General features: G+C 41.6%; 15 protein-coding genes. 9 read left to right on the top strand and 6 right to left on the bottom strand.

All coding sequences use genetic code 11. The annotated features are described in order from the left end of the window. Nucleotides 1-11: 11 nt before the first annotated feature. A complete protein-coding gene (locus tag M1P97_RS17905; protein ID WP_249389786.1) occupies nucleotides 12-1,451 on the bottom strand; it encodes a glutamate decarboxylase in 1,440 nt (479 codons plus the stop codon). 414 nt (nucleotides 1,452-1,865) lie between these two features. On the opposite strand from M1P97_RS17905, the gene M1P97_RS17900 reads away from it, so the two are divergent. The 3 genes from M1P97_RS17900 (at nucleotide 1,866) to M1P97_RS17890 (ending at nucleotide 5,526) form a co-directional block, all read left to right on the top strand. Further along, complete coding sequence (locus tag M1P97_RS17900) at nucleotides 1,866-3,086, top strand: MFS transporter (protein WP_195370509.1); 1,221 nt, start codon at nucleotides 1,866-1,868, stop codon at nucleotides 3,084-3,086. A 23-nt stretch (nucleotides 3,087-3,109) separates the two neighbouring features. After that, nucleotides 3,110-4,009 (top strand): DMT family transporter, encoded by a 900-nt coding sequence (locus M1P97_RS17895; protein WP_249389785.1) that lies wholly within the window; start codon nucleotides 3,110-3,112, stop codon nucleotides 4,007-4,009. A gap of 272 nt (nucleotides 4,010-4,281) precedes the next feature. Next, nucleotides 4,282-5,526 (top strand): acyloxyacyl hydrolase, encoded by a 1,245-nt coding sequence (locus M1P97_RS17890; protein ID WP_249389784.1) that lies wholly within the window; start codon nucleotides 4,282-4,284, stop codon nucleotides 5,524-5,526. A gap of 19 nt (nucleotides 5,527-5,545) precedes the next feature. Here M1P97_RS17890 and mutS read toward each other — a convergent pair whose 3' ends face one another. Beyond that, nucleotides 5,546-8,167, bottom strand: a complete 2,622-nt coding sequence (gene mutS, locus M1P97_RS17885) for a DNA mismatch repair protein MutS (protein WP_229058351.1) — start codon at nucleotides 8,165-8,167, stop codon at nucleotides 5,546-5,548. A 158-nt stretch (nucleotides 8,168-8,325) separates the two neighbouring features. Here mutS and M1P97_RS17880 point away from each other — a divergent pair, with 158 nt between their 5' ends. Continuing rightward, the gene (locus tag M1P97_RS17880; protein ID WP_249389783.1) at nucleotides 8,326-9,765 is read left to right on the top strand and encodes an arylsulfatase; all 1,440 of its coding nucleotides are present in this window, start codon (nucleotides 8,326-8,328) and stop codon (nucleotides 9,763-9,765) included. A gap of 102 nt (nucleotides 9,766-9,867) precedes the next feature. Here M1P97_RS17880 and M1P97_RS17875 read toward each other — a convergent pair whose 3' ends face one another. Further along, nucleotides 9,868-11,694, bottom strand: a complete 1,827-nt coding sequence (locus M1P97_RS17875; RefSeq protein ID WP_249389782.1) for a thiol protease/hemagglutinin PrtT — start codon at nucleotides 11,692-11,694, stop codon at nucleotides 9,868-9,870. A gap of 249 nt (nucleotides 11,695-11,943) precedes the next feature. Between M1P97_RS17875 and M1P97_RS17870 the strand changes: the two genes are divergently transcribed. The 3 genes from M1P97_RS17870 (at nucleotide 11,944) to M1P97_RS17860 (ending at nucleotide 16,293) form a co-directional block, all read left to right on the top strand. Further along, nucleotides 11,944-12,510 carry an ORF6N domain-containing protein gene (locus tag M1P97_RS17870; protein ID WP_195370515.1) on the top strand — a complete coding sequence of 189 codons (567 nt, stop codon included), beginning with the start codon at nucleotides 11,944-11,946 and terminating at the stop codon, nucleotides 12,508-12,510. 63 nt (nucleotides 12,511-12,573) lie between these two features. Next, complete coding sequence (gene leuS, locus M1P97_RS17865) at nucleotides 12,574-15,411, top strand: leucine--tRNA ligase (RefSeq protein ID WP_249389781.1); 2,838 nt, start codon at nucleotides 12,574-12,576, stop codon at nucleotides 15,409-15,411. Then, on the top strand, nucleotides 15,412-16,293 hold the full coding sequence (locus M1P97_RS17860) for a YitT family protein (protein ID WP_129730848.1): 882 nt from the start codon (nucleotides 15,412-15,414) through the stop codon (nucleotides 16,291-16,293). It begins immediately after the preceding gene. Here the strand turns inward: M1P97_RS17860 and M1P97_RS17855 are convergent. Next, entirely contained in the window at nucleotides 16,290-17,798 is a 1,509-nt protein-coding gene (locus M1P97_RS17855) for a phosphoethanolamine transferase (protein ID WP_249389780.1), read from the bottom strand. The genes M1P97_RS17860 and M1P97_RS17855 overlap by 4 nt on opposite strands. Nucleotides 17,799-17,859: 61 nt before the next feature. Here M1P97_RS17855 and M1P97_RS17850 point away from each other — a divergent pair, with 61 nt between their 5' ends. Further along, entirely contained in the window at nucleotides 17,860-18,444 is a 585-nt protein-coding gene (locus M1P97_RS17850; RefSeq protein ID WP_249389779.1) for a non-canonical purine NTP diphosphatase, read from the top strand. Nucleotides 18,445-18,447: 3 nt separating this feature from the next. Beyond that, the gene (porZ, locus tag M1P97_RS17845) at nucleotides 18,448-20,817 is read left to right on the top strand and encodes a type IX secretion system anionic LPS delivery protein PorZ (protein ID WP_249389778.1); all 2,370 of its coding nucleotides are present in this window, start codon (nucleotides 18,448-18,450) and stop codon (nucleotides 20,815-20,817) included. Here the strand turns inward: porZ and M1P97_RS17840 are convergent. Both M1P97_RS17840 and M1P97_RS17835 read right to left on the bottom strand, forming a co-directional pair. After that, nucleotides 20,801-21,772, bottom strand: coding sequence for an SGNH/GDSL hydrolase family protein (locus M1P97_RS17840; RefSeq protein ID WP_195370521.1), 972 nt, complete (start codon nucleotides 21,770-21,772; stop codon nucleotides 20,801-20,803). The genes porZ and M1P97_RS17840 overlap by 17 nt on opposite strands. A gap of 6 nt (nucleotides 21,773-21,778) precedes the next feature. Further along, entirely contained in the window at nucleotides 21,779-23,242 is a 1,464-nt protein-coding gene (locus M1P97_RS17835) for an MBOAT family O-acyltransferase (RefSeq protein ID WP_249389777.1), read from the bottom strand. Nucleotides 23,243-23,248: the final 6 nt, after the last annotated feature.

Below are 23,248 nucleotides of genomic sequence, written 5' to 3'. Positions count from 1 at the left end.
ACTCAAATAGTTTACTTAGTTGATTTGGGAATACCTGTATGAGTGAAAACAGAACCTTTTACTTTCTGGTTTCTGTCCTGTGCAATACGGGTAGGAGTAGGATATTCCAGTTTTTCCAGATCGGCAATCGCATTGCTGATGTCACCCAGTAACTGGTCGGCCATGTCGCGGCTGAAGCCCTGGCGGACAACGATACGCATAACTACCCAGTTTTCAAGGTTGTCAGGCAATGTATAAGCCGGAACCATCCATCCGCTTTGTTTCAGTTTGTCCTGCAAGTCGTACAATGTCCATTTGGCATTCTTTGCATATTCCGGTTTCAAATACCAGATAAACAATGGGTTCACAACCTCTTTACTGTAGTTCTGGAACGGAGCCATCTTTGCTATTTCAGCATGCAGGTAATCGGCTACAGCCATACTGTTCTGCTGTACTTCCTTGTAACCCTGGAAGCCGAGACGGATAAACTGGTAGTATTGTCCTAAAATCTGTGCAGCAGGACGGGAGAAGTTCAAACCGACCTGAGTGATGTTTGCACCTAAATAATTTACACTGAAAGACATGGAACCCGGAAGGTATTTCTTATCTTTCCAAACGACCCAACCTAAACCCGGATATACCAGACCGAATTTATGTCCGGAAGTACTGATGGAAAGTACCCATTTCAGACGGAAGTCCCATTTCAGTTCCGGTTTCAGGAATGGCAGGATGAAACCACCGGAAGCGGCATCCACGTGGATAGGAATATCGTAGCCAGTCTTTGCATTATATGCATCGAGGGCAGTGTCGAGAGCTTCCACGTCGTCGTTCAGACCTGTCCATGTAACCCCCTGGATAGGAACGATACAGATCGTATTTTCGTCACACATCTTCAGGGCATCCTGCGGGTCGAGCGTGATATGTTCCTGTGTCAATGGCACCTGGCGCATTTCGATCTGCCACAACTGGGCGAATTTTTCCCATACAACCTGGAATCCGGCAGAGATCACAAAGTTAGGTTTGTCGACCGGTTTGCCCTGGGCCAATCTTCTTTCGCGCCAACGTAACCAGGCTGCAACACCACCCAACATACACGCTTCGGAAGAACCGATAGCCAACGCGCCGGCTTTCCATTGTGCCTGTTCGGGGCTGTTCCACAGGTTAGCCATGATGTTGATACATTTCGCGTTCATCACAGCGATACGCGGATACTCAGTTTCGTCGATATAGTTGATGTTGATTGCTTCGTTCATCAACTTAGTTGCGTAATCGTCCATCCAGGTAGTAACGAATGTAGCCAGGTTCAGACGGGGTTGTGTCTGGGCGAAAGTTTCGTCTTTTACCATTTGATACGCAATCTCCGGAGTGGTAGGGCCATCAGGAATTACGTCTACCGGAGCCGGATGCAACATTGCATTCGAGCCAAAAATCGCAGTTTTGGCATCACCTTCTCTAAAACTTGAATCTTTCATGTCTTTTTGTTTTTAATTATTTAAGAATTGGCGCAACCGACATTCGTGCGTCGATTTGTAGTGCAAAAACAGCCTCCATCGGCAATTGTTCTTCGATTTTGGTTAATCCTGCAATATTTAATTACTTTTGGCTTGATCCAAAAGTAAACAAAAGATCAAGTCTGCACCTGCCTCGCTACTCCGCATCCTACGTTCGCTGTCGTCTGCGAAACTCGCTTCGCTCAAACAACGCAGCCTCCGGGCGCTCACTCCGGCTGCTGCGCTTAACGCTCGCCAGCTGAGGCCTTTCCAAGGAAGCTCTGCTTCCTCTAAGGATTGCCGATACCGATAGTTTTTTTAGTAACGGAAATAACCTTTCAAATGAACATTCAGCCATAAGAATTGTTTCCTGTCTTATAAAACAGCTATTTAAGTATGAGAATACAGACAGGACAAGGGACGATTCCCCTTATTACATTAATAGGTATATGGTCAATCTCGGCATTGAATGCGCTACCGGGGTTGGCAGTCTCCCCTATCTTGGGAAAACTTTCGGCTATATTTCCGCATTCGACGGAATTGGATATACAGATGTTATCATCGCTACCTTCGTTGCTGATCATACCGTTTATTATCCTGTCCGGAAAACTGACTGAGAAGATCAATAATATATGGTTGTTACAAATCGGGCTAAGTATTTTTGCCGTCAGCGGTCTCCTGTATCTGCTTTCGACGAAGATGTGGCAACTGATCGCCGTCAGCGCATTGCTGGGTATCGGTTCGGGGTTGATCGTTCCACTGTCGACCGGCCTTATTTCGAGGTTCTTTATCGGGACTTACCGGACAAAGCAATTCGGGCTGAGTTCGGCTATCACCAATGTGACGCTGGTGTTGGCAACCGTACTGACGGGTTATCTGGCGGAAATCAACTGGCATCTGCCGTTCCTCGTTTATCTGTTCCCGCTTATTTCGATCGTACTGTCATTCTATCTGAAAAAGAATATCAGCCCCCTACCCGTCCATGCAACGGCTTCTGCTGAAAACAAGGCGGCCCCAACCGATCCTTCATTCGGAAAACGGGGCATACAGATCAGGCATTTGATGCAAATCATGGGGTTCTACGGGCTGGCAACTTATCTGGTGATTATCGTTAGCTTCAATCTGCCTTTCCTGATGAAGGAATATCACTTCACCAGCGGTAACTCGGGTATTATGATCTCTCTTTTCTTCCTGGCTATTATGGCTCCGGGATTCGTACTGAACCAGATCGTCGATTATTGCGGGAAGAAAACCAAATTCTACAGCCTGCTCTCCATCGCCCTCGGTATGGCCTTGATCCTTATCTCGCGGACAGAGTGGCTGATCGGATTAGGTTGTATCTTTACCGGATTAGGGTACGGCGTTATCCAGCCTATTGCCTATGACAAAACAACCCGGACAGCTATCCCGGAAAAGGTAACACTGGCACTGGCTTTCGTCATGGCGATGAATTACCTGGCTATCCTGCTTTGTCCGTTCATTATAAATGTATTCAAAGATTTATTACATATAGAAACACAGCAGTTTGCGTTCATATTCAATCTGATCATTGCACTGATTGCTGCCGTATGGGCGTATATCAAACAGGACTCATTCCTGTTCAATGACAATATGTAAATAACTTAAAAACGTCAAACAGTATGAAGAATAAGAAGACAGAAGCCAACCTTAGTATGATCGTATCGAAAACCTTCAGCGGCCTGAATGCGAATGCACTCAAATATCTCCTTCCCTTATGGATCGCTCCGCTGACAGGGGTTATGTTCCGTTGCGTATTCGCTGCCATCATGTTCTGGATCATCAGTATCTTCTGGAAACAGGACAAAACGACCCGGCGGGAGAAGATCACCCTGTTCCTGCTGGGGGCAATCGGTTTATATGGCTTTATGTTCTTCTATCTGCTCGGGGTCAGCAAGACGACACCGGTATCCAGTTCGCTGTTCAGCAGCCTGCAGCCGATCTGGGTATTTATCCTGTCGGTCCTCTTCCTGCGGGAACGGATTACAGTTATGAAAATAATTGGTATTGCGATCGGGCTAGGCGGTGCACTGCTCTGTATCCTGACACAGAAAAGCGATGATCTGGCCTCGGATGCCTTTACGGGTAACATGCTCTGCCTATTCAGTTCAATTGCTTATGCGGCCTATCTGATCATTAGTAATATAGTACTGGGAAAGGTCAGTTCACTTAATATGTTGCGGTATAGCTTTCTGGGAGCGGCTGTTTCCTCTTTGATCGTTATGGCTTTTACCGGTTTCGACGGTCATCTGTTCAGTCATTTCGAATGGCAGCCTTTCCTTATACTGATGTTCGTTCTGATCTTTCCTACCACAATCAGTTACCTTTTAATTCCGATAGGCCTCAAATACTTAAGTACTACACTGGTCGCTTTATACGGCTACATTATACTGATCGTTGCCACCATCGTTTCCCTTTCCATCGGACAGGATCGTTTCAGCTGGTACCAGATGATTGCTATTGCACTGATCTGCTCAAGTGTCTACTTCGTTGAAATAGCGGAAAGTAAGGATAAAAAGTAAATATTTTCCCTTTCTTTGTAACAACTTATTCTTCGATCCCGTCTCTCTTATGAAGGCTCTCCACAAAGCACGCATCAGAGGGGCCGGAACAACAGCTTCAATGTGATCCAATTATCCGGGAATTTCACACTAAAAGACATTCAAGAGATTACAAAAGAGATCAATAAGTAAAAAAGATATCCCTTTTCATATTCCAAATATATCCTTACATTTGCGGATACTCCGGCTTACTATCCGGAGTACCTATCAAATAACAAACAGTGGAGCAGCGTATGAAAAGTGGAATAGAGAGGTTGAAAGTACTGGTTACTTTGGTAACAATGCTTTTCATGTCTGATATCGTATTTGCAGAAGAAGGAAATAAAAATATACCGGGAGACGGGGTCGATTCTGTCGCTTGGTCGCGTCGTTTGATACATAGATTAGGCATCGACGGACGCCCGGCTTACATTTTCCCTACCAATTCTTTTCTGAAAGGAGATAACTGGGATCAGAAACCGATCCGGCAATCTATCTCCGCCCATTTGAAATACTCTTTCCAATACTACCCGAACAGCTATACCGATCGTATTTACAGAGGTGCTTACCAGGGCATCGGATTAAGTTGGTATTCGTTTGAGAATAAAGAAGAACTTGGAAACCCTCTGGCTGTTTACCTCTTCCAGGGAGCCCGTATCGCCCGGTTCAATCCCCGCCTGTCGCTTAACTACGAATGGAATTTCGGGGTATCGTTTGGTTGGAAACCTTATGATGAATATTACAATACGTACAACAAGGTCATCGGATCGAAAATAAATGCCTATATCAATGTAAACTTCTATCTGAACTATATACTTTCGAAGCAGATAGATCTGACAGCAGGTGTTGACTTGACGCATTTCTCGAATGGAAACACTCGATTCCCGAATGCCGGACTGAATACGGTCGGGTTAAAAGTCGGATTAGTTTATAACTTCAACAGGAACGGAGATTGTTTTTCCAAGCCTTTTTTCCAGTCCCCTGTACCAAATTTCCCCCGTCATATCAGCTATGATGTCGTTCTGTTCGGTTCATGGCGACGCAAAGGTGTTTATGTCGGAGATGGGCAAGTGGCCGCCCCGGGAGCTTTTGCCGTAGCGGGATTCAACATTAATCCGATGTATAATTTCGGGTATAACTTCCGGGCAGGAGTATCGTTGGATGGTGTCTATGATGAAAGTGCCAATATTTATGCCGACCAATATTCTTCCGATCGTTTTTACCGTCCGCCGCTCAGCTACCAGATGGCGCTGGGACTTTCCGCCAGGGCAGAGTATGTGATGCCTTACTTCACTGTCGGTATCGGTCTGGGAGGAAATGTAATCCACCGCGGTGGTGACTTAAAAGGATTATACCAGGTTCTAGCTCTTAAAATAGAAGTCACCCGCAGTTCTTTTATCCATATCGGATATAATTTACAAAACTTCCATACCCCCAATTACCTGATGCTGGGTATCGGATACCGGTTCAATAACAAGTATCCGACGTTCCACAGGTAAAAAATGTTTCACATTTTCCTTACTTCCCTGTAATGATCTTCCGTATCTCGCTTAACTTGTTGAGCGCTTCGATCGGAGTCAGATTATTGACATCGAGGTTCTTTATTTCGTCGCGTACCTGGCTGAGTACGGGATCGTCCAGCTGAAAGAAACTAAGTTGATAACCTTCGGCGGCGGAAGCGATCTCTTTTACAGGTTTGGCTTTTACCTTGCCTTTTCCTTTCGCCTTGTCTTTACAGTCGATACCCTCCTGGCGGTTATCCGTTTCCAGCTGTTTCAGAATCTCGTCGGAACGTTTCACGATACTCTTCGGCATTCCCGCCATCTTGGCCACATGGATACCGAAACTATGTTCGCTGCCACCGGGAACCAGCTTACGCAGGAAGATCACCTTATTGGATACCTCTTTCACCGATACATTATAATTCTTGATACGCTTGAACGAACGCTCCATCTCGTTCAACTCATGATAGTGAGTGGCAAAAAGCGTTTTGGCACGGGCATTCGGATGCTCATGGATATATTCGACAATCGCCCAGGCAATGGAGATACCGTCATAAGTACTCGTACCACGTCCCAATTCATCGAAAAGAACCAGACTTCGCGACGACATATTATTCAGGATATTCGAAGCTTCGTTCATCTCCACCATGAAAGTCGATTCGCCGACAGAAATATTGTCGGAAGCCCCTACACGGGTAAATATCTTATCCACTATACCGATACGGGCTGCTTCAGCCGGAACGAAACATCCGATCTGAGCCATCAGCGTAATCAATGCAGTCTGGCGCAGTAAAGCCGACTTACCCGCCATATTAGGCCCCGTTATAATTATGATCTGCTGCTTCTCGCTATCCAGATACACATCATTGGCGATATAGGGTTCTCCCAGCGGCAATTGCTTTTCAATCACCGGATGACGACCCAACTTGATATCGATCACCTCCGAGTCGTCCACCATCGGACGGATATAACGGTTACTTTCAGCCACTTTGGCAAAAGACAGAAGACAATCCAGACGTCCGATCAGGTTCGCATCCAACTGGATGGGAGGAATAAATTCAGCCAGACAAATCACCAGGTCATTGAACAGGCGACCTTCCAATGCAAGAATCTTCTCTTCGGCACCTAATATTTTCTCTTCGTATTCTTTCAGTTCTTCAGTGATATAACGTTCGGCATTCACCAGTGTCTGCTTACGAATCCACTCTGCCGGAACCTTATCTTTATGGGCATTACGCACTTCGATATAATAACCGAATACGTTATTAAAAGCAATCTTCAGACTGGGGATACCGGTCTTTTCACTTTCGCGCTGTTGCACCTTCAACAAATAATCTTTACCGGAGTAAGCAATCGCACGCAGATCGTCCAATTCGGCATTTACCCCCTGGGCAATAACGCCTCCCTTGTTCAATAAGGCAGGAGGATCGTTATTAATCTCCTTCTCTATCCTTTCACGAATCTCCAGACAGGCATTCAACTGCTCACCGATACGGCAAAGGCTGGGTTCGTCGCTGCCCATGCAAGCATCCTTTATCGGCTCGATGGCACGAAGAGCCACCTTCAACTGTACGACCTCACGCGGCGATACACGTCCCACGGCCACTTTCGAGATGATACGCTCCAAATCGCCAATCTGGTCGATATGTGCATCCAAAAGTTCTTTTACCTCCGGATGACGGAAGAAATAATCCACCACATCCTGTCGTTCCTGTATCGGTTTCGCATCTTTCAGAGGGAAAAGTACCCAACGACGCAGCATACGTGAACCCATCGGAGAAACTGTCTTATCGATCACATCCAACAGGCTGGTACCTTCATCGTTCATCGTTCCTACCAGTTCCAGGCTACGTACGGTAAATTTATCCAGGCGCACATACCGGTCTTCCTCGATACGGGACAAGGCGGTGATATGCGAAATATGTTTATGTTCCGTCTGATCCAGATAGTAGAGGATTGCTCCCGAAGCAACAATACCCAGTTTCAGATGCTGCACGCCGAAACCTTTCAGGTTCTTCGTTTCAAAATGCTTCAACAGGCGATCGTTGGCTGCCTCGTCGGAGAAAACCCAATCATCCATTTCAAAGGTAAAGAAACGGGGACCGAACGACTCCTCAAAACGTTTGCGGTTATTGCGTTCGATCAATACTTCTTTCGGAGAGAAGTTATTGAGCAATTTATCGATATAGTCGATTGTCCCTTCAGCAGTCAGAAATTCGCCGGTCGAAATATCCAATAGAGAGATACCACAGACATCTTTACCGAAATGAACGGCTGCAAGGAAGTTATTTTCTTTATGGTTCAGGATATTATCATTGATAGAAACACCCGGTGTCACCAGCTCCGTCACCCCACGCTTCACCAGCTTCTTGGTCATCTTCGGATCTTCCAATTGATCGCAGATCGCTACACGTTTGCCGGCACGCACTAATTTGGGAAGATAAGTATCGAGGGCATGATGCGGGAAACCAGCCATTTCGATAAACTGGCCCGGCCCGTTGGCTTTCTTAGTTTGCACGATACCCAGTATTTCGGCTCCTACCACGGCATCCTCGCCATACATTTCGTAAAAGTCTCCTACACGGAACAGAAGGACAGCATCAGGATGTTTCGCTTTAATATCGAAATACTGCTTCATTAAGGGGGTTTCAACTATTTTTGCCACGGGAATATGCTTTTATCATTTATACTAAACCGTACAAAGGTACAATTTTTTGTGAAAGTATGGAGGTAGGAAATAATTCAGAAAAAAAACATAACTTTGCCGATATGTCTGACAAGAAACATCTTAGATTCATGAAAAAAACTATTTTACTCGCTTCCGGCCTGATTGCGGCCATCCCTTTTGTGCATGCACAGAAAAACAAAGACAAAAAACCGAATGTCGTATTCATCCTGGCAGATGACCTGGGATACGGCGATTTGAGTTGTTACGGACAGGAAAAGTTCAGCACTCCCAACATCGACCAACTGGCACAAAACGGTATGCGTTTCACCCAGTGTTACTCAGGAACAACTGTCAGTGCCCCTTCCCGCTCCTGCCTGTTGACAGGTACGCACAGCGGACATACTCCTATCCGTGGAAACAAGGAATTAGACCCGGAAGGACAATTCCCATTGCCCGCCGATGCACGTACTATCTTCCATGTCATGCAGGAAGCAGGATACAAGACTTCTGCCTTCGGTAAATGGGGATTAGGTTACATTGGCACTACCGGTGATCCTAAAAACCAGGGTTGTGAGACATTCTTCGGATATAACTGCCAGCTATTGGCTCACAGCTATTATCCTGACCATCTGTGGGATAACGACCAACGTGTCGAACTGAAAGATAACGTATTGGATGTTGAATATGGAAAAGGAACCTATTCGCAAGACCTGATCCACTCCAAAGCACTCGATTACCTGGATAATCTAAAAGAAGACGAACCGTTCTTCATGTGGTATCCGACTATTTTACCTCACGCCGAACTGATCGTGCCGGAAGACAGCATCATCAAAAAGTTCCGTGGTATGTATCCGGAAAAAGCTTATAAAGGAACAGAACCGGGCAATCCGGGATTCCGTAAAGGGGGTTACTGCACACAGCTTTATCCGCATGCTACATTCGCAGCGATGATCTATCGCCTGGACGTATATGTGGGACAGATCGTACAGAAACTGAAAGACAAAGGATTATACGATAATACGATTATTATATTCGCCAGCGATAACGGCCCTCACATGGAAGGTGGCGCCGATCCTGATTTCTTCAACAGCAATGGCATCTACCGTGGTTACAAACGTGACCTGTATGAAGGCGGTATCCGTGTGCCGATGATCATCTCCTGGCCGGGACATATACAACCGGGAACAGAAACAAATTTCATGTGTTCTTTTTGGGATGTATTGCCTACTTTCGAAGAGATCATCCATCCGAAAGCAAAACAGAAAGAAATGGACGGCGTAAGCATGCTGCCGCTGTTGCAAAACCGCAAAGGACAGAAGGAACATGAATTTCTGTATTTCGAATTTCAGGAAATGAATGGCCGTCAGGCTGTACGCCAGGGTTCATGGAAACTGGTACACATGAATATCCGTGGAGATAAACCGTATTATGAACTTTATAACTTAGCAGCCGATCCTTCGGAAAAATACAACCTGTTGGATAAATATCCAGAAAAGGTGGCCGAGCTGAAAGAGATCATGGTTCGTGAACATATTGAAGATCCGAACTGGCCATTGCTGAAAAAGTAAAAACCATATCGTTGGCTTCGACGAAATGATCGAAGATAAATATAAAAGCAGGCTGGATTAATTAATAAAATAATCCAGCCTGCTTTTATTTATAATACCTAATTATTTCTTTACCAGTTTATGGCTACTTCGTCCTTCCACAGTCATAACTTCCAATACATAAACTCCGGCCGGATAGCTATCATAAGAAAGTGATAATTGAGTATTATTACTGGCTGATTGTTTTTTCATCAATCGTCCGTTCATATCATACAAGACCACTTCTTTAATTGCAATAGGGGCAGTTATCTGAACCGTTCCGGCTACGTCATAAGAAACGGAAACACCTGTTTCGGCTGTTATATTTTCCGTTGAAGTAGAAGAATCGGCAGCTACCACGATCTCACCGGTCGTATTATTATTGCCTCTCACCCATTTCCATTCACTCCCGTCACTACTTTTATATAACAAACGGATACGGTCACCGGGAGCAATCGTTTTTGTGATCGTACAAGGAACTTCCTGTCCTACTCCACGTTCGATCTGGATAGTAACAGGCTCTTCACTGGAGATAAATTCTTTTGTATTCCCGTTTTTGTCTACAAGAGCGACAACCAGGTTACCTGAAAAATCACGGATACTCATGTTGCCTACATAACCATACTGAACACCGAAAAGCTGATTTTCTTCAAAATCTTCTGTGGTGGCTTCAAGGCCGGCAAAGACTGTTCCCTGATTTTCCCCATAGAAAAAGGCTAATACATCCTGATAAGTAGAACCTTCCACCGGCTTTTTCATACTGATAATAGCATCTTGACCAAGCGAGAAACCACCTCCGCTATTACCACCAGTTCCCTGCACTTCGGGTTCGAGGACAGATAACAGGTAATACCCGTTAGCCAGTCCGCTCCATCCCCAGTTCACATGATAATAATCGGCATCGTTGTAACCGTCGATGATAAATTGATGACCTTCTTTCTGATCATTTTCACCACCATAGACAACAGGGCGATTATCATCCAGTTCACCTTTGATAATCGCTTCCCATTCGTCTTTCTGATAATTATCGCGTTGCAGGACATGAAGGGATTTATCGTATTTCATATAATTGACAAGCCCCTGGGCTGCAGTCAATGTCAAGGCACCGCTGTTACCGGGAGCATAATTCATTTCTGAGAAAACACCGCAATCGTACATTAGGGTAGCTACATTTTGGGCCTGCTCAGTTGTATACTGCCCTGCCGTGTAGGTAGAAGGCATGTTATCCCACTGGTATGGAGTATCGAAAGTAGCGGAAAGAGACAGATTGTAGGTCTGCGAAGTATAAGAATGACTCCCCTGCCCTACGTCCGGCCATTTATGATATTGCATCGCGATAGCCGTCGAGGTGGCAACACACCCCGTCGGCGTACGCTGGCTATTTACTACCGGGCATAAGTTATTATAAGGTGTCATCTGATCCCAAAGGACAGTTGTTAACAACGTTCCGGTCGATTTCAACTGCATCTTGCCCTGGCGAACTTCGTTCCAGGCGGCTGTGACGTCCTTCGAAACCTCCGGTTTATTTTCACGTATCCAGTTGATCTGGCGCTGGTAACTTTCAAACCATCCACGCAGGTTGGACGGCATGGAGTCTTTTTCAAACAGTTGCTGCATACCGTAACCTAGAATAGGATATACGACATCATCACCGGCTACAACGACAAAGCCGTCGGCATCTTCACGGTTAAATACGTAAAAGGTAGCATCCTGTACGGAACCGGCTGATTTGGTAACCGCTCCGGCATCCGACCAGACCAGTGTCACTCCCGACTCCGAAGCTTTTGTCTGCGGAAAATTACTTTTCAGGAAACTGAGGGCTACGCTCTTCGCCTGTTTTACATCAATAGGTGCAGCACTTATCGACATTGTCAACAAGGCGATAAAGAAAATAAAAGTACATCTTCTCATACTCGTCATTTTTTAGTTTAAACTTAGTTTGCGTTTATCAGAGGTTTGGTTGAAGGGTATTAATGGCATTTTTTACTTAATTCCTTAATAAAGGTGTTCTTATAACAAAGAAAGGAGAAAAATAGTTTTCCTTTCCACTTTATTTGAATGAGAATGCATAGATCATTAAAATAAGTATATCGAAATCTTCTGACAAATAAATATTATTCATACATTTAGCCACTTATTAATCACCAAAATTTATAAACTATGAATTTACAGATAATACAAAACAAGATTTATGAGATCAGAGGACAAAAAGTTATGTTGGATTTTGATCTTGCAGAATTATATAACATTGAAACCAAAGTATTAAAACAATCCGTAAAACGTAATATAAAGCGATTCGAAGGTGAGGACTTTATGTTTGAACTTTCTAAAGAGGAACTTTCAAGGTCACAAATTGTGACCTTGAACAAAGGAAGAGGAAAGAACTTCAAATACATGCCTTTCGCTTTCACCGAATTAGGTGTAGCCATGTTATCTTCAGTATTAAATAGTGACATTGCCATAGAAATAAACCGTAACATCATGCGTGCCTTTGTTCAAATGAGAAAACAGTTTATCTCAAATTGTGATAAACTGTCTACTAATAAGAAGCTATCAGAACTGGAGCAGCAAGTCAAATTTCTTCAGGAAGACATTGAAAGTCTCAGTAAAGATCATGAAAACTATGAGCAACATTTTGACGATATCTATCTTGCCCTGGCAGAACTTGCCTCTAAAAATAAAGAAAAGCCTGGTAACTCCAGACCGAAAATAGGTTATGTGAAGTAAAACAAAATAAATTGACTAACTTTGTGGCTTTAAACTGAAAACGATAAAAAACGATTAGATATTATGGAGTACAATTTCAGAGAAATCGAGAAAAAATGGCAAGAATACTGGATTGCCAACGGGGTTTATAAAGTGAAAGAAAACAAAGATAAACCCAAATACTACGTGTTGGATATGTTCCCTTACCCATCCGGTGCAGGACTACATGTTGGACATCCGCTCGGTTATATCGCTTCTGATATTTATTCCCGTTTCAAACGGTTACAGGGATTTAACGTATTACACCCAATGGGATATGATGCTTACGGTCTGCCTGCAGAACAATATGCTATCCAAACCGGACAACATCCCGAAGTAACAACCAAACAAAACATTGCCCGTTATCGCGAGCAAATGGACAAAATAGGTTTCAGCTACGACTGGAGCCGTGAAATCCGCACATGTGATAAGGAGTATTATCACTGGACACAATGGGCATTTATTAAAATGTTCAACAGCTATTACTGTAACGACGCAAAGAAAGCATTACCTATCGAAAGCCTGATCAAAGCATTTGAAACAGTAGGTACGGAAGGCCTGAATGTTGCTTGTGGTGAAGAAATGCAATTTACCGCTGAAGAATGGAAATCTAAAAGCGATAAAGAAAAACAAGCTATATTGCTGAACTACCGTATCGCTTACCTGGGTGATACAATGGTTAACTGGTGTTCCGAACTAGGAACCGTACTGGCTAACGATGAAGTCGTGAATGGTGTTTCCGAACGCGGTGGTTTCCCTGTTGAACAGAAAATGATGCGCCAGTGGTGTTTGCGTGTATCTGCTTATGCACAACGTTTGCTGGACGGACTGGATACGATCGACTGGACGGATTCACTGAAAGAAACACAGCGTAACTGGATAGGTCGTAGCGAAGGTGCCGAAATCCAATTCAAAGTGAAAGATAGTGATATAGAATTTACCATCTTTACAACCCGTGCAGATACTATGTTCGGTGTAACTTTCATGGTATTGGCTCCCGAAAGCGAACTGGTTGCTCAGTTGACGACAGCTGAACAAAAGCAGGAAGTAGATGCTTATCTGGATCGTACCAAGAAACGTACGGAACGTGAACGTATTGCCGATCGTTCTGTAACCGGTGTATTCAGTGGTTCGTATGCTATCAATCCGTTCACGGGTGATGCAGTACCCGTTTGGATCAGCGACTATGTATTGGCCGGCTATGGAACAGGTGCTATCATGGCAGTTCCGGCACACGATAGTCGCGACTATGCATTTGCAAAACATTTCAACCTGCCTATCATTCCGTTGATCGAAGGCTGCGATATAAGCGAAGAAAGCTTCGATGCCAAAGAAGGTATTGTCTGCAATTCACCGAGACCGGATGTAACTCCTTATTGCGACTTGTCATTAAACGGCTTAACTGTAAAAGAAGCAATCGCTGCTACCAAAAAATATGTATCCGAACATCAACTGGGACGTGTAAAGATTAACTATCGTCTGCGCGATGCCATCTTCAGCCGCCAACGTTATTGGGGCGAACCGTTCCCTGTTTATTACAATGCCGACGGAATGCCTCAGATGTTACCATTCGAAGCATTACCGTTACAACTGCCGGAAGTGGATAAATTCCTGCCGACAGCCACAGGCGAACCTCCATTGGGACATGCAACTAAATGGGCTTGGGATTCTGTAAACAAAAAGGTTGTAGAAACATCCAAAATAGACAATAAAACAATCTTCCCGTTGGAACTTTGTACTATGCCTGGCTTTGCCGGTTCTTCCGCTTATTATCTGCGTTACATGGATCCTCATAATAATGAAGGCCTGGTAGATAAACAAGTGAATGAATACTGGCGTAATGTAGACCTGTATATCGGTGGAACGGAACATGCTACCGGTCACCTCATTTACAGCCGCTTCTGGAATAAATTCCTGTATGATATGGGAACAATCTGCGAAGAAGAACCGTTCCGCAAGCTGATCAACCAAGGTATGATCCAGGGACGTTCAAACTTCGTGTACCGTATCAAAGATACAAATACATTCGTATCCCTGAACCTGAAAGACCAGTATGAAGTAACTCCTATTCACGTAGACGTTAACATCGTATCCAATGATATACTGGATATCGAAGCTTTCAAAAAATGGCGTCCGGAATATCATAATGCAGAATTTATACTGGAAGACGGTAAATATATCTGCGGATGGGCTGTTGAAAAGATGTCTAAATCGATGTTCAACGTAGTAAATCCGGATATGATCGTAGACAAATACGGTGCAGACACTTTACGTCTGTATGAAATGTTCTTAGGCCCGTTGGAACAATCTAAACCCTGGGATACAAATGGTATCGACGGTGTTCATCGCTTCCTGAAGAAACTGTGGGCTTTGTTCTATGGTAACACTGAAAGTTTGCAGATCACAGACGCTGAACCTACAGCTGAGGAATTAAAATCATTACATAAACTGATCAAGAAAGTAACATTCGATATCGAGCATTTCTCTTACAATACTTCTATCAGTGCTTTCATGATCTGTATTAACGAATTAGGCAGCCTGAAATGTAATAAGCGTGCTATCCTGGAGCAACTCATTATCTTACTTGCTCCGTTTGCACCTCACACAGCAGAAGAGTTATGGCATGTATGTGGTCACGACACAACTATATGCGATGCTCCATGGCCGCAGCACAACGAAGAGTATCTGAAAGAAAATTCAGTTACTTACGCCATCTCATTCAACGGAAAAGCCCGCTTCAATCTGGAACTCCCGGCTGATATGCCCCGTGAAGAGGTAGAAAAGGTTGCTCTCAGCCACGAAAGTTCCGCTAAATGGATGGAAGGCAAGACTCCTAAAAAGGTAATTGTCGTTCCAGGTAAGATCGTTAATATCGTTATCTAAATGAGAACAGCTCAGTTTTATAAAGTATTTTTTTCTATACAGGATTATCTGATGATTCTATTCGGAACCATTTTATATGGTTTCGGATTTAACGCATTTATCCTGTCTAATGAAATTGTTACCGGTGGTGTCAGTGGTATCTGTGCATTGATATTCTTTGCTACCGGAGGCGCCATACCGGTATCAGTTTCTTACTTTGTTATCAATGTAGTCTTACTATTAGCCGCTCTAAAGATTTTAGGACTTAAGTTCCTGATAAAGACAATCTTTGGAGTATTCTCTCTTTCTGCTTCCCTGTCATTTTTTGAATGGTTGCTGAAAGGAAATCCTATACTGCATGATCAACCGTTTATGGCGATCATGATCGGTGCACTCCTCTGCGGTGCCGGATTGGGACTAGTATTCTCTGCTAACGGAAGTACAGGAGGAACCGATATTATCGGAGCTATCGTAAACAAATACAAGAACATATCTATCGGACGTGCCTTGTTGTTCTGCGACTTCTTCATAATCAGTTCTTCTTTCCTACTCTTCCATAATGTGGATAAGATCGTATTCGGTTTTGTTGAAATGCTTATCAGCAACTATGTCCTCGACATGGTACTAAACGGCAACCGTCAATCCGTACAATTCCTTATATTCTCACAAAAATATGATGAGATAGCCGATCGGATCATCCATGATCTGGATCGTGGATGTACTATTCTGGATGGTGTAGGAGGCTATTCCAAAAAGCCTGTCAAAGTTGTCGTATTGCTGGCTAAGAAGTCAGAATCCGTATCTATCTTCCGGCTGGTAAAACAAATAGACCACCAGGCATTCATTTCACAAAGTATCGTCCGTGGAGTATATGGAGAAGGGTTTGACCAGATAAAAACTTAACGGAATATACTCATCGAATCATTTATATATTCAGAACCGATTCCTCCTGCATCCAATATACTATGGAACAGGTAATCGGTTCTGAATCTTTTTACTGAATTCTCTTTTGCTTTCGTATAATTATCCGGATACGCTTCTTTATATTTATCAGACATCCAAACCATACAAGTTGCCTGATGAACAAAAGGCGATTCGACTGCATGTAACCAAATATCATCCTCTCCCAAAGCTTCTCCATGATCAGACTGATAGATAAGAATAGCTTTCTCATCCTTTAAACGATTTATCAGATTAGACAGAAAATAATCTGTATAAAGAATCGTATTATCATACGAATTTATCATTTCTTCTTGTGTACAGGAAGAGATAATTTTACTGTTTACTGTCGGTTGAAAACGCGCAAATTCATCTGTAAAATGAGAATTATACCACCAATGAGAACCAATTGTATGTAATACAATCAGTTTCTTCTTTCTATCTACCTCTAACGCATTATCAAAAAGAGGTAACAAATCTCCATCTACCCAACGGTCGAATACAACATAAGAAGATTTATTTATATTGACATGGAACAATGAATCACATTCATTCATAAAATACACATATGTATCGGCTGCTTCCTGGTTAGCTAACCAAACAGTATAAAAATCACAGGCTTTAAAAAAACTAATAAAAGACTTTTCAGTATAAGCCCTTGAATAATCGGTACTATCAGCACGAGTCAATATATAAGGTACGCTACTATTCGTATAAGTCTGCTCCGCATAAATGAAAGGATAAGAAATAATATCTTCTTTTGATAATAAGGGAGTAGTATTTCTCTCATATCCATTCAACCCCAGATGATCCGGACGAAGCGACTCACCTAATACAAAAACAACCGTTACATCTTCATCACCACATTGTATCCCTTCCGTCAAATCTATTCTTTCTTCACTAATCACCTGTTTTTCTTCCCAATATTTCATAAAAGTATAATAAATATTGAAGGGTATACGTTCTGATATAGGATATTTTATGGCATTTATACGCGTTACTGAAAACAAAAGTAATCCGCCTATCAGAACCGGATAAATAGACGAGCGAATAGTAACCCGTTTAATCCTGTAAACAACAAAAGCTATAGATAATCCAAAGGTTATAAATACAAATACTAACAAACCTGGTGAAACCAGGTCTCCGGATGTACGCATATCATTTTGTAAAGCTGCATCTAATAACATGGGAGTCAAAGTTGCATTCATGGTAAAACGGAACCAGGCAAGCAATGAACTGAGAAATGTTAGTAATGGGAATGTTATAGCAAATACTATTTTGTTAGCAGCTAATAGAATAGTAATAAAGAAAAGCACCATTGTTATTACCGACCATTGAAAAGCAATAATAAGTAGGTCTTTTCCTGTGCTGACCGGTATGGTCAGGAAGTCAGCCGATGTAAAACTAATAGCCAGGAAAAAAGTAGCAACTAAAGAAAAAAGATAAAAATGAACAGGCACATTCTTCATATTGATAATGAATTGATATGTATTTTTGTGCAAAAATAAAAACAATACATTGATAAGCAGTATGAAAACATTAGTATTTGCAACTAATAACAAACATAAACTGGATGAAGTACAAAAAATAACATCCGGTCTGGTAAATATAGTAAGCCTGGAAGATATCGGTTGTCATGATGATATACCGGAAACAAGTGATACCCTGGAAGGAAATGCTCTTCAGAAAGCCCGATACATAAAAGAGCATTATGGATTCGATTGTTTTGCCGACGATACAGGCCTGGAGGTGGAAGCATTAAATAATGCACCTGGGGTTTATTCTGCACGTTATGCAGGTCTCGGACATGACTCGGAAGCAAATATGAATAAACTTTTACAGGAAATGAATAATATAAAAAACCGAAAAGCTTGTTTCCGTACAGTTATTGCTCTCTTATTAAATGGCCAGGAGTATTTATTTGAAGGAATTGTAAATGGTCAAATAACGAAAGATAAACGAGGTGCAAGTGGATTCGGATATGATCCTATCTTTGTACCGGATAATTACACACAAACTTTTGCCGAGATGGGAAATGATATTAAAAATACGATCAGCCACCGGGCTGAAGCTGTAAAGAAACTAAGTGCTTTTCTATCTACATTATCAGAATAAATTATGAGAAGAATTATATACACTTTTATATTTATATACGTTACCGCTTCTAGCATCATTGCCCAAAAAAGTGTTGGAGAATGGAATACTTACCTGGCGTATAATATTGCAATGAAAGTCGCAGAAGGTAATAATCATGTATTCACTGTAGCGGACGGTTCTCTATACAGTTATAGTAAAGAAGACAATAGTGTTAAGCATTATACCAAACAAACAGGGCTTAGCGACAGTGGAATAGATCATATTATCTTCAATCCTGAAGTAAATACATTATTGATTACTTACAGCAATGGAAATATAGACCTGTTGGGAGATTATGGCATTTATAATCTTTCTTATTTACTTGACAATTCGAATGTAACAAATAAAACCATTAACAGCATATACTTATATAAAGAATATGCTTATCTGGCAACTGATTTCGGGATTATTGTCCTTAATATGGATCCGAATAAAAAAGAAATCAAAGATACTTACAAATTGAACAAGAAAGTCAATTCCGTAACTATCAACGGCAATTACATATATGCAGCTACTTCGAGTGGCATATTGAAAGCCTCGTTGGATGCAAACTTACTCGATTATAATGAATGGGATTCTTATCAGTTGGCTCCATCTGAATTCGAATTCGACCAGGACAGTATCAGCCAGATATGTTTCTTCCAGAATACCTTATGTTTTTTTGCTAATCAAAAATACAAGAAAGGTATTTATTATGAACAAGCAGATAAAACAGTCAAAAGTCTATTGATAAATAATAGTTTGACTAATATGGTTTTTCAAAATAATAAATTGATGCCATATACCAACACTCAATTATACATCTATTCTTCATTGACAGAAAGAGATATTGTCAATCCCGGAATTGTATATAATGTGTCGTCACTGAAAGATCCTAATACTTTCTGGATAGCATCCGGAGTAAACGGACTGAAAGGTATCCAAAAGAAAAATAATCAATATGGAACGATTGTCGAAGGACTGAATGATCTTACCCTATACCCCAAACGTAATTACTATTACTTCATGACTACTTATAATGATAAATTATATGTAGCCGGAGGAGGTCGTTGGACTACCCGAGACTGGAAACAAGGCACTTTAATGATATATGACAATGAAAAGTGGTTCAATTTAGATGAAACGACTGTCAAATTTACTATTCCCGATGAAAATAATAAAACAGAATATGCCAGTGATTATACCGGTGTTGCCATTGATCCAAAAGATCCTTCCCACTACTATGTTTCCAGCTATGGAGAAGGTATTATTGAATTCAAAGAAGATAAGTTCGTTGAACTATTCAACCATAAAAACAGTAAGCTAGAGACAATATATCCCAAAGAAGGTGACAGAAGTCAATATACTTATATTCGGATAGGCGGAGTAACATTTGATAAAAACGGTAACTTATGGGCAACCAACTGTGGAGTACAAGATGTTCTTAAAGTATTAAAAACAGACGGAACCTGGATCAGTTTTAATTTTTCCAATACGGAAAGTTTTACAAACGTACCTTTAGCAGATAAAATAACAATCACTTCCGATAATCGTAAATGGATAAATGTTCCTTATGGACATAAAGCGGGTATTTTAATATTTGATGATGGCAGAACAATAGATGACACAAGCGACGACCAAGCTCGTTTTATATCGACATTCAGCGATATCAACGGTACGATTGATGCCAGCGGTTATTTCTGCATTACTGAAGATAAAAACGGACAGGTCTGGATTGGAACTAACAGAGGTCCGATTTACTGTGCCAATCCCAAAGCTAAACTGGAAGAGATAAGATGTAGCCGGGTTATCCGTCCCGCAGATGAAATCAATGATGTTCCTTACAATTTTCTTGATGGAGAACAAATAAATGCTATCGCTGTAGACGGAGGAAACCGTAAATGGATAGCTACACAAAGTTCCGGTGTATTTCTGGTAAGCGAAGATGGTATGGAAACAATCGAAAATTTTACGACAACCAACTCTCCTCTCCCATCCAATCAGATAAACTCATTAGCCATTAATCAACTGACCGGAGAAGTTTTTATAGGCACTGAAAAAGGATTGGTATCTTATATGGGCGATGCAACAGAAGGAAAAGAAGATTATTCGGATGTATATGCTTATCCGAATCCTGTTCGTCCGGAACATAACGACCATGTAACGATCGTCGGATTAATGAATGATTCGAATGTAAAGATCACGGATCTGAAAGGTAATATCATTTACCAGGGAAAATCTGCCGGAGGTACTTTTACCTGGGATTGCCGAAGTAGAAAAGGTGGCCGGGTTGCAACCGGAGTTTATCTTGTATTCTCAGCAACACCCGAAGCCAAAGAAAGCGTAGTTACTAAAATTATGGTAGTGAAATAAGTATTTGATTGGTTATCTTTTTGGCACCTTTGTCATTCGGATGGATTGCATCGTAAAAATCGGATGCTTCCAACAAATCAAAACAATCGATATAAGGGATATACCCCAATTCTTTTATATAAGACTGAAGAGCTTTCTGCTTTTCAGTCTTTTTTGCTGATATAATATCAGGATTATACGGCATCAACACCAGATAATATCGAATATTCTTTGCTTTGAAAAAAGAATAAGACTCCTCTATCAATCGTTTCCATTCATGAGTTATCCTATATGCTTCAAACTTATTTTGTTTGTTTTGTTCGTCCAGGCCACGCTGATAAACAGCTTCATTTCTGTAAGAGGCTTGAGCAGCAGGATAACGCAATTCATTGTCGATAGAACTTTCCGGTGCATCATCGTCCAATAGATTACGAAGTACGAATGAGAATCCCGAAAACAAACAATTCCTGGCTTTATAATTATAATACCAATCCGATTTACTCAATTCATCATATAAACCAGGTACTAACAATTTCGTCCGGTCATCCATCTTATAACCATACATATGTAAAGCTACCTGATTAGGTATATCCATATCGACCGGCTTGGACAGAACATCTATATCGAGACACTGGATAACCGTTTTGACAGAAGACGGCAATGAAGAATAATATAAAGCACTTTCACTCAGCATCTGTCCGGTCGAAGTAAAACTATATACGACAGGATGATCGCTCAACTCTTTTTCCAACATATAGCCATCTACTCCGCTCATCCCCCTGCTATTACCGAAAATAACAATCTCCGGAACTTGTTTCGGATCTTTTATTGTATTCAGTATAAGTTTAGTACGGGCATAATCATTAGGAAGCATCCTGAAGAAGTAAGGAGTTACCCCATTCAAACCAACCATCAAAACGACTATAAATAATAGAAAAAAGAATATCCTCTTTATCTGTTTCCCTGTCAGTTCCATAATTTCTTAGAATTGAAAATAAATAAAATTAGAAGAATCAGCACCGAAGAAATAAATCGAAAAGAGTATGCCGGCATAAATTGAATACCGGACAAATAAACTTTGTATGTTCTGTATATCCAATCCGAAAGGCTTATTCCTGTTCACCCATTCCACGACTAACAGAATACCTATAAATACCAACGATAACATAGCCGTCACATTATTAGCTCCGCTAACTTTGGGAACCCTCAACAAAGAAGGTGAAAATATATCACCGATATAATTAAACGCAATAGAGAGCGTTTCTGCCCTGAACACAATCCACCCCAGGGTAACGAACCCGAAAGTGATCAACATTGAAATAACAGGAGGAAACATAGGTGAATCACCCTGTTTCTTTTTACTCAATAATAACAAAGGCACAAATAATAGTCCATGATAGATTCCCCAGGTAATGAATGTCCAACTTGCTCCATGCCACAATCCGCTCAGGAAAAATATAACCAGAATATTACGTATATGCTTATATTGTCCTTCCCTGCTACCGCCCAAAGGTATATATACATAATCCACAAACCAGGTATTCAACGATATATGCCACCTGCGCCAGAATTCGATAATATTTCTTGAAAAATAAGGATAATGGAAGTTTTGCTTCAATGTTATACCAAATAATTTAGCTGTCCCGATAGCAATATCCGAATACCCCGAAAAATCACCATATATCTGGAAAGCAAATAAAAAAGCTCCCAGAACCAATGTACTGGCAGAATAATTCGAATAATTACCGAATACATCGTTCACTACCAGTGCACAGTTATCAGCAATCACCATCTTTTTAAAAAACCCCCACAAGATCTGACGCATACCATCTACGGCATAGTCATAAGTAAACTTACGCGGCTTATAAAACTGAACCAGCAAATTGGTGGCTCTTTCGATAGGCCCGGCAACCAACTGTGGAAAAAAACTGACGAAAGCAAAAAAAGCCACTATATCTTTAGTCGGTTCCAACCTTCTCCTGTATACATCTATCGTGTAACTCAAAGCCTGAAACGTATAAAAACTGATACCTACCGGAAGAATGATCTGCAAAGTCGATTTGTGCAAAGTAATTCCCAACAGGGAAAAAACTTCCACAAAGTTATCAACAAAGAAATTAAAGTATTTGAAGAATCCGAGGATAACCAAATTCAGGAAAATATTTATCCCGGTTATCCATTTGCATTTCTTTTGTATGGATAAGGAATCTTCGGATAATGAATCGTTGCCTTCCCGTACTTTTGCAATAGCAACACCACTCAACCAGCTGCAAAAAGAAGTAAAGGCAATAAGTATAAGAAAACGCCAATCCCACCATCCATAAAACAGATAGCTTACAATGACGATAAATAAGTTTTGTAATTTTATCTTCCTGTTGAAAACAAACCAATATAGTAAGAATACTACCGGAAGATAAATCAGAAACTCTATTGAATTAAATAACATCTTGTT

The sequence above is a fragment of the Parabacteroides leei genome (assembly GCF_023369805.1).
GTDB classification, from domain to species: Bacteria; Bacteroidota; Bacteroidia; order Bacteroidales; family Tannerellaceae; genus Parabacteroides; species Parabacteroides leei.
The sequence above is the reverse complement of the archived record's forward strand: the minus strand, read 5'-3'. Positions and strand labels throughout refer to the sequence as shown.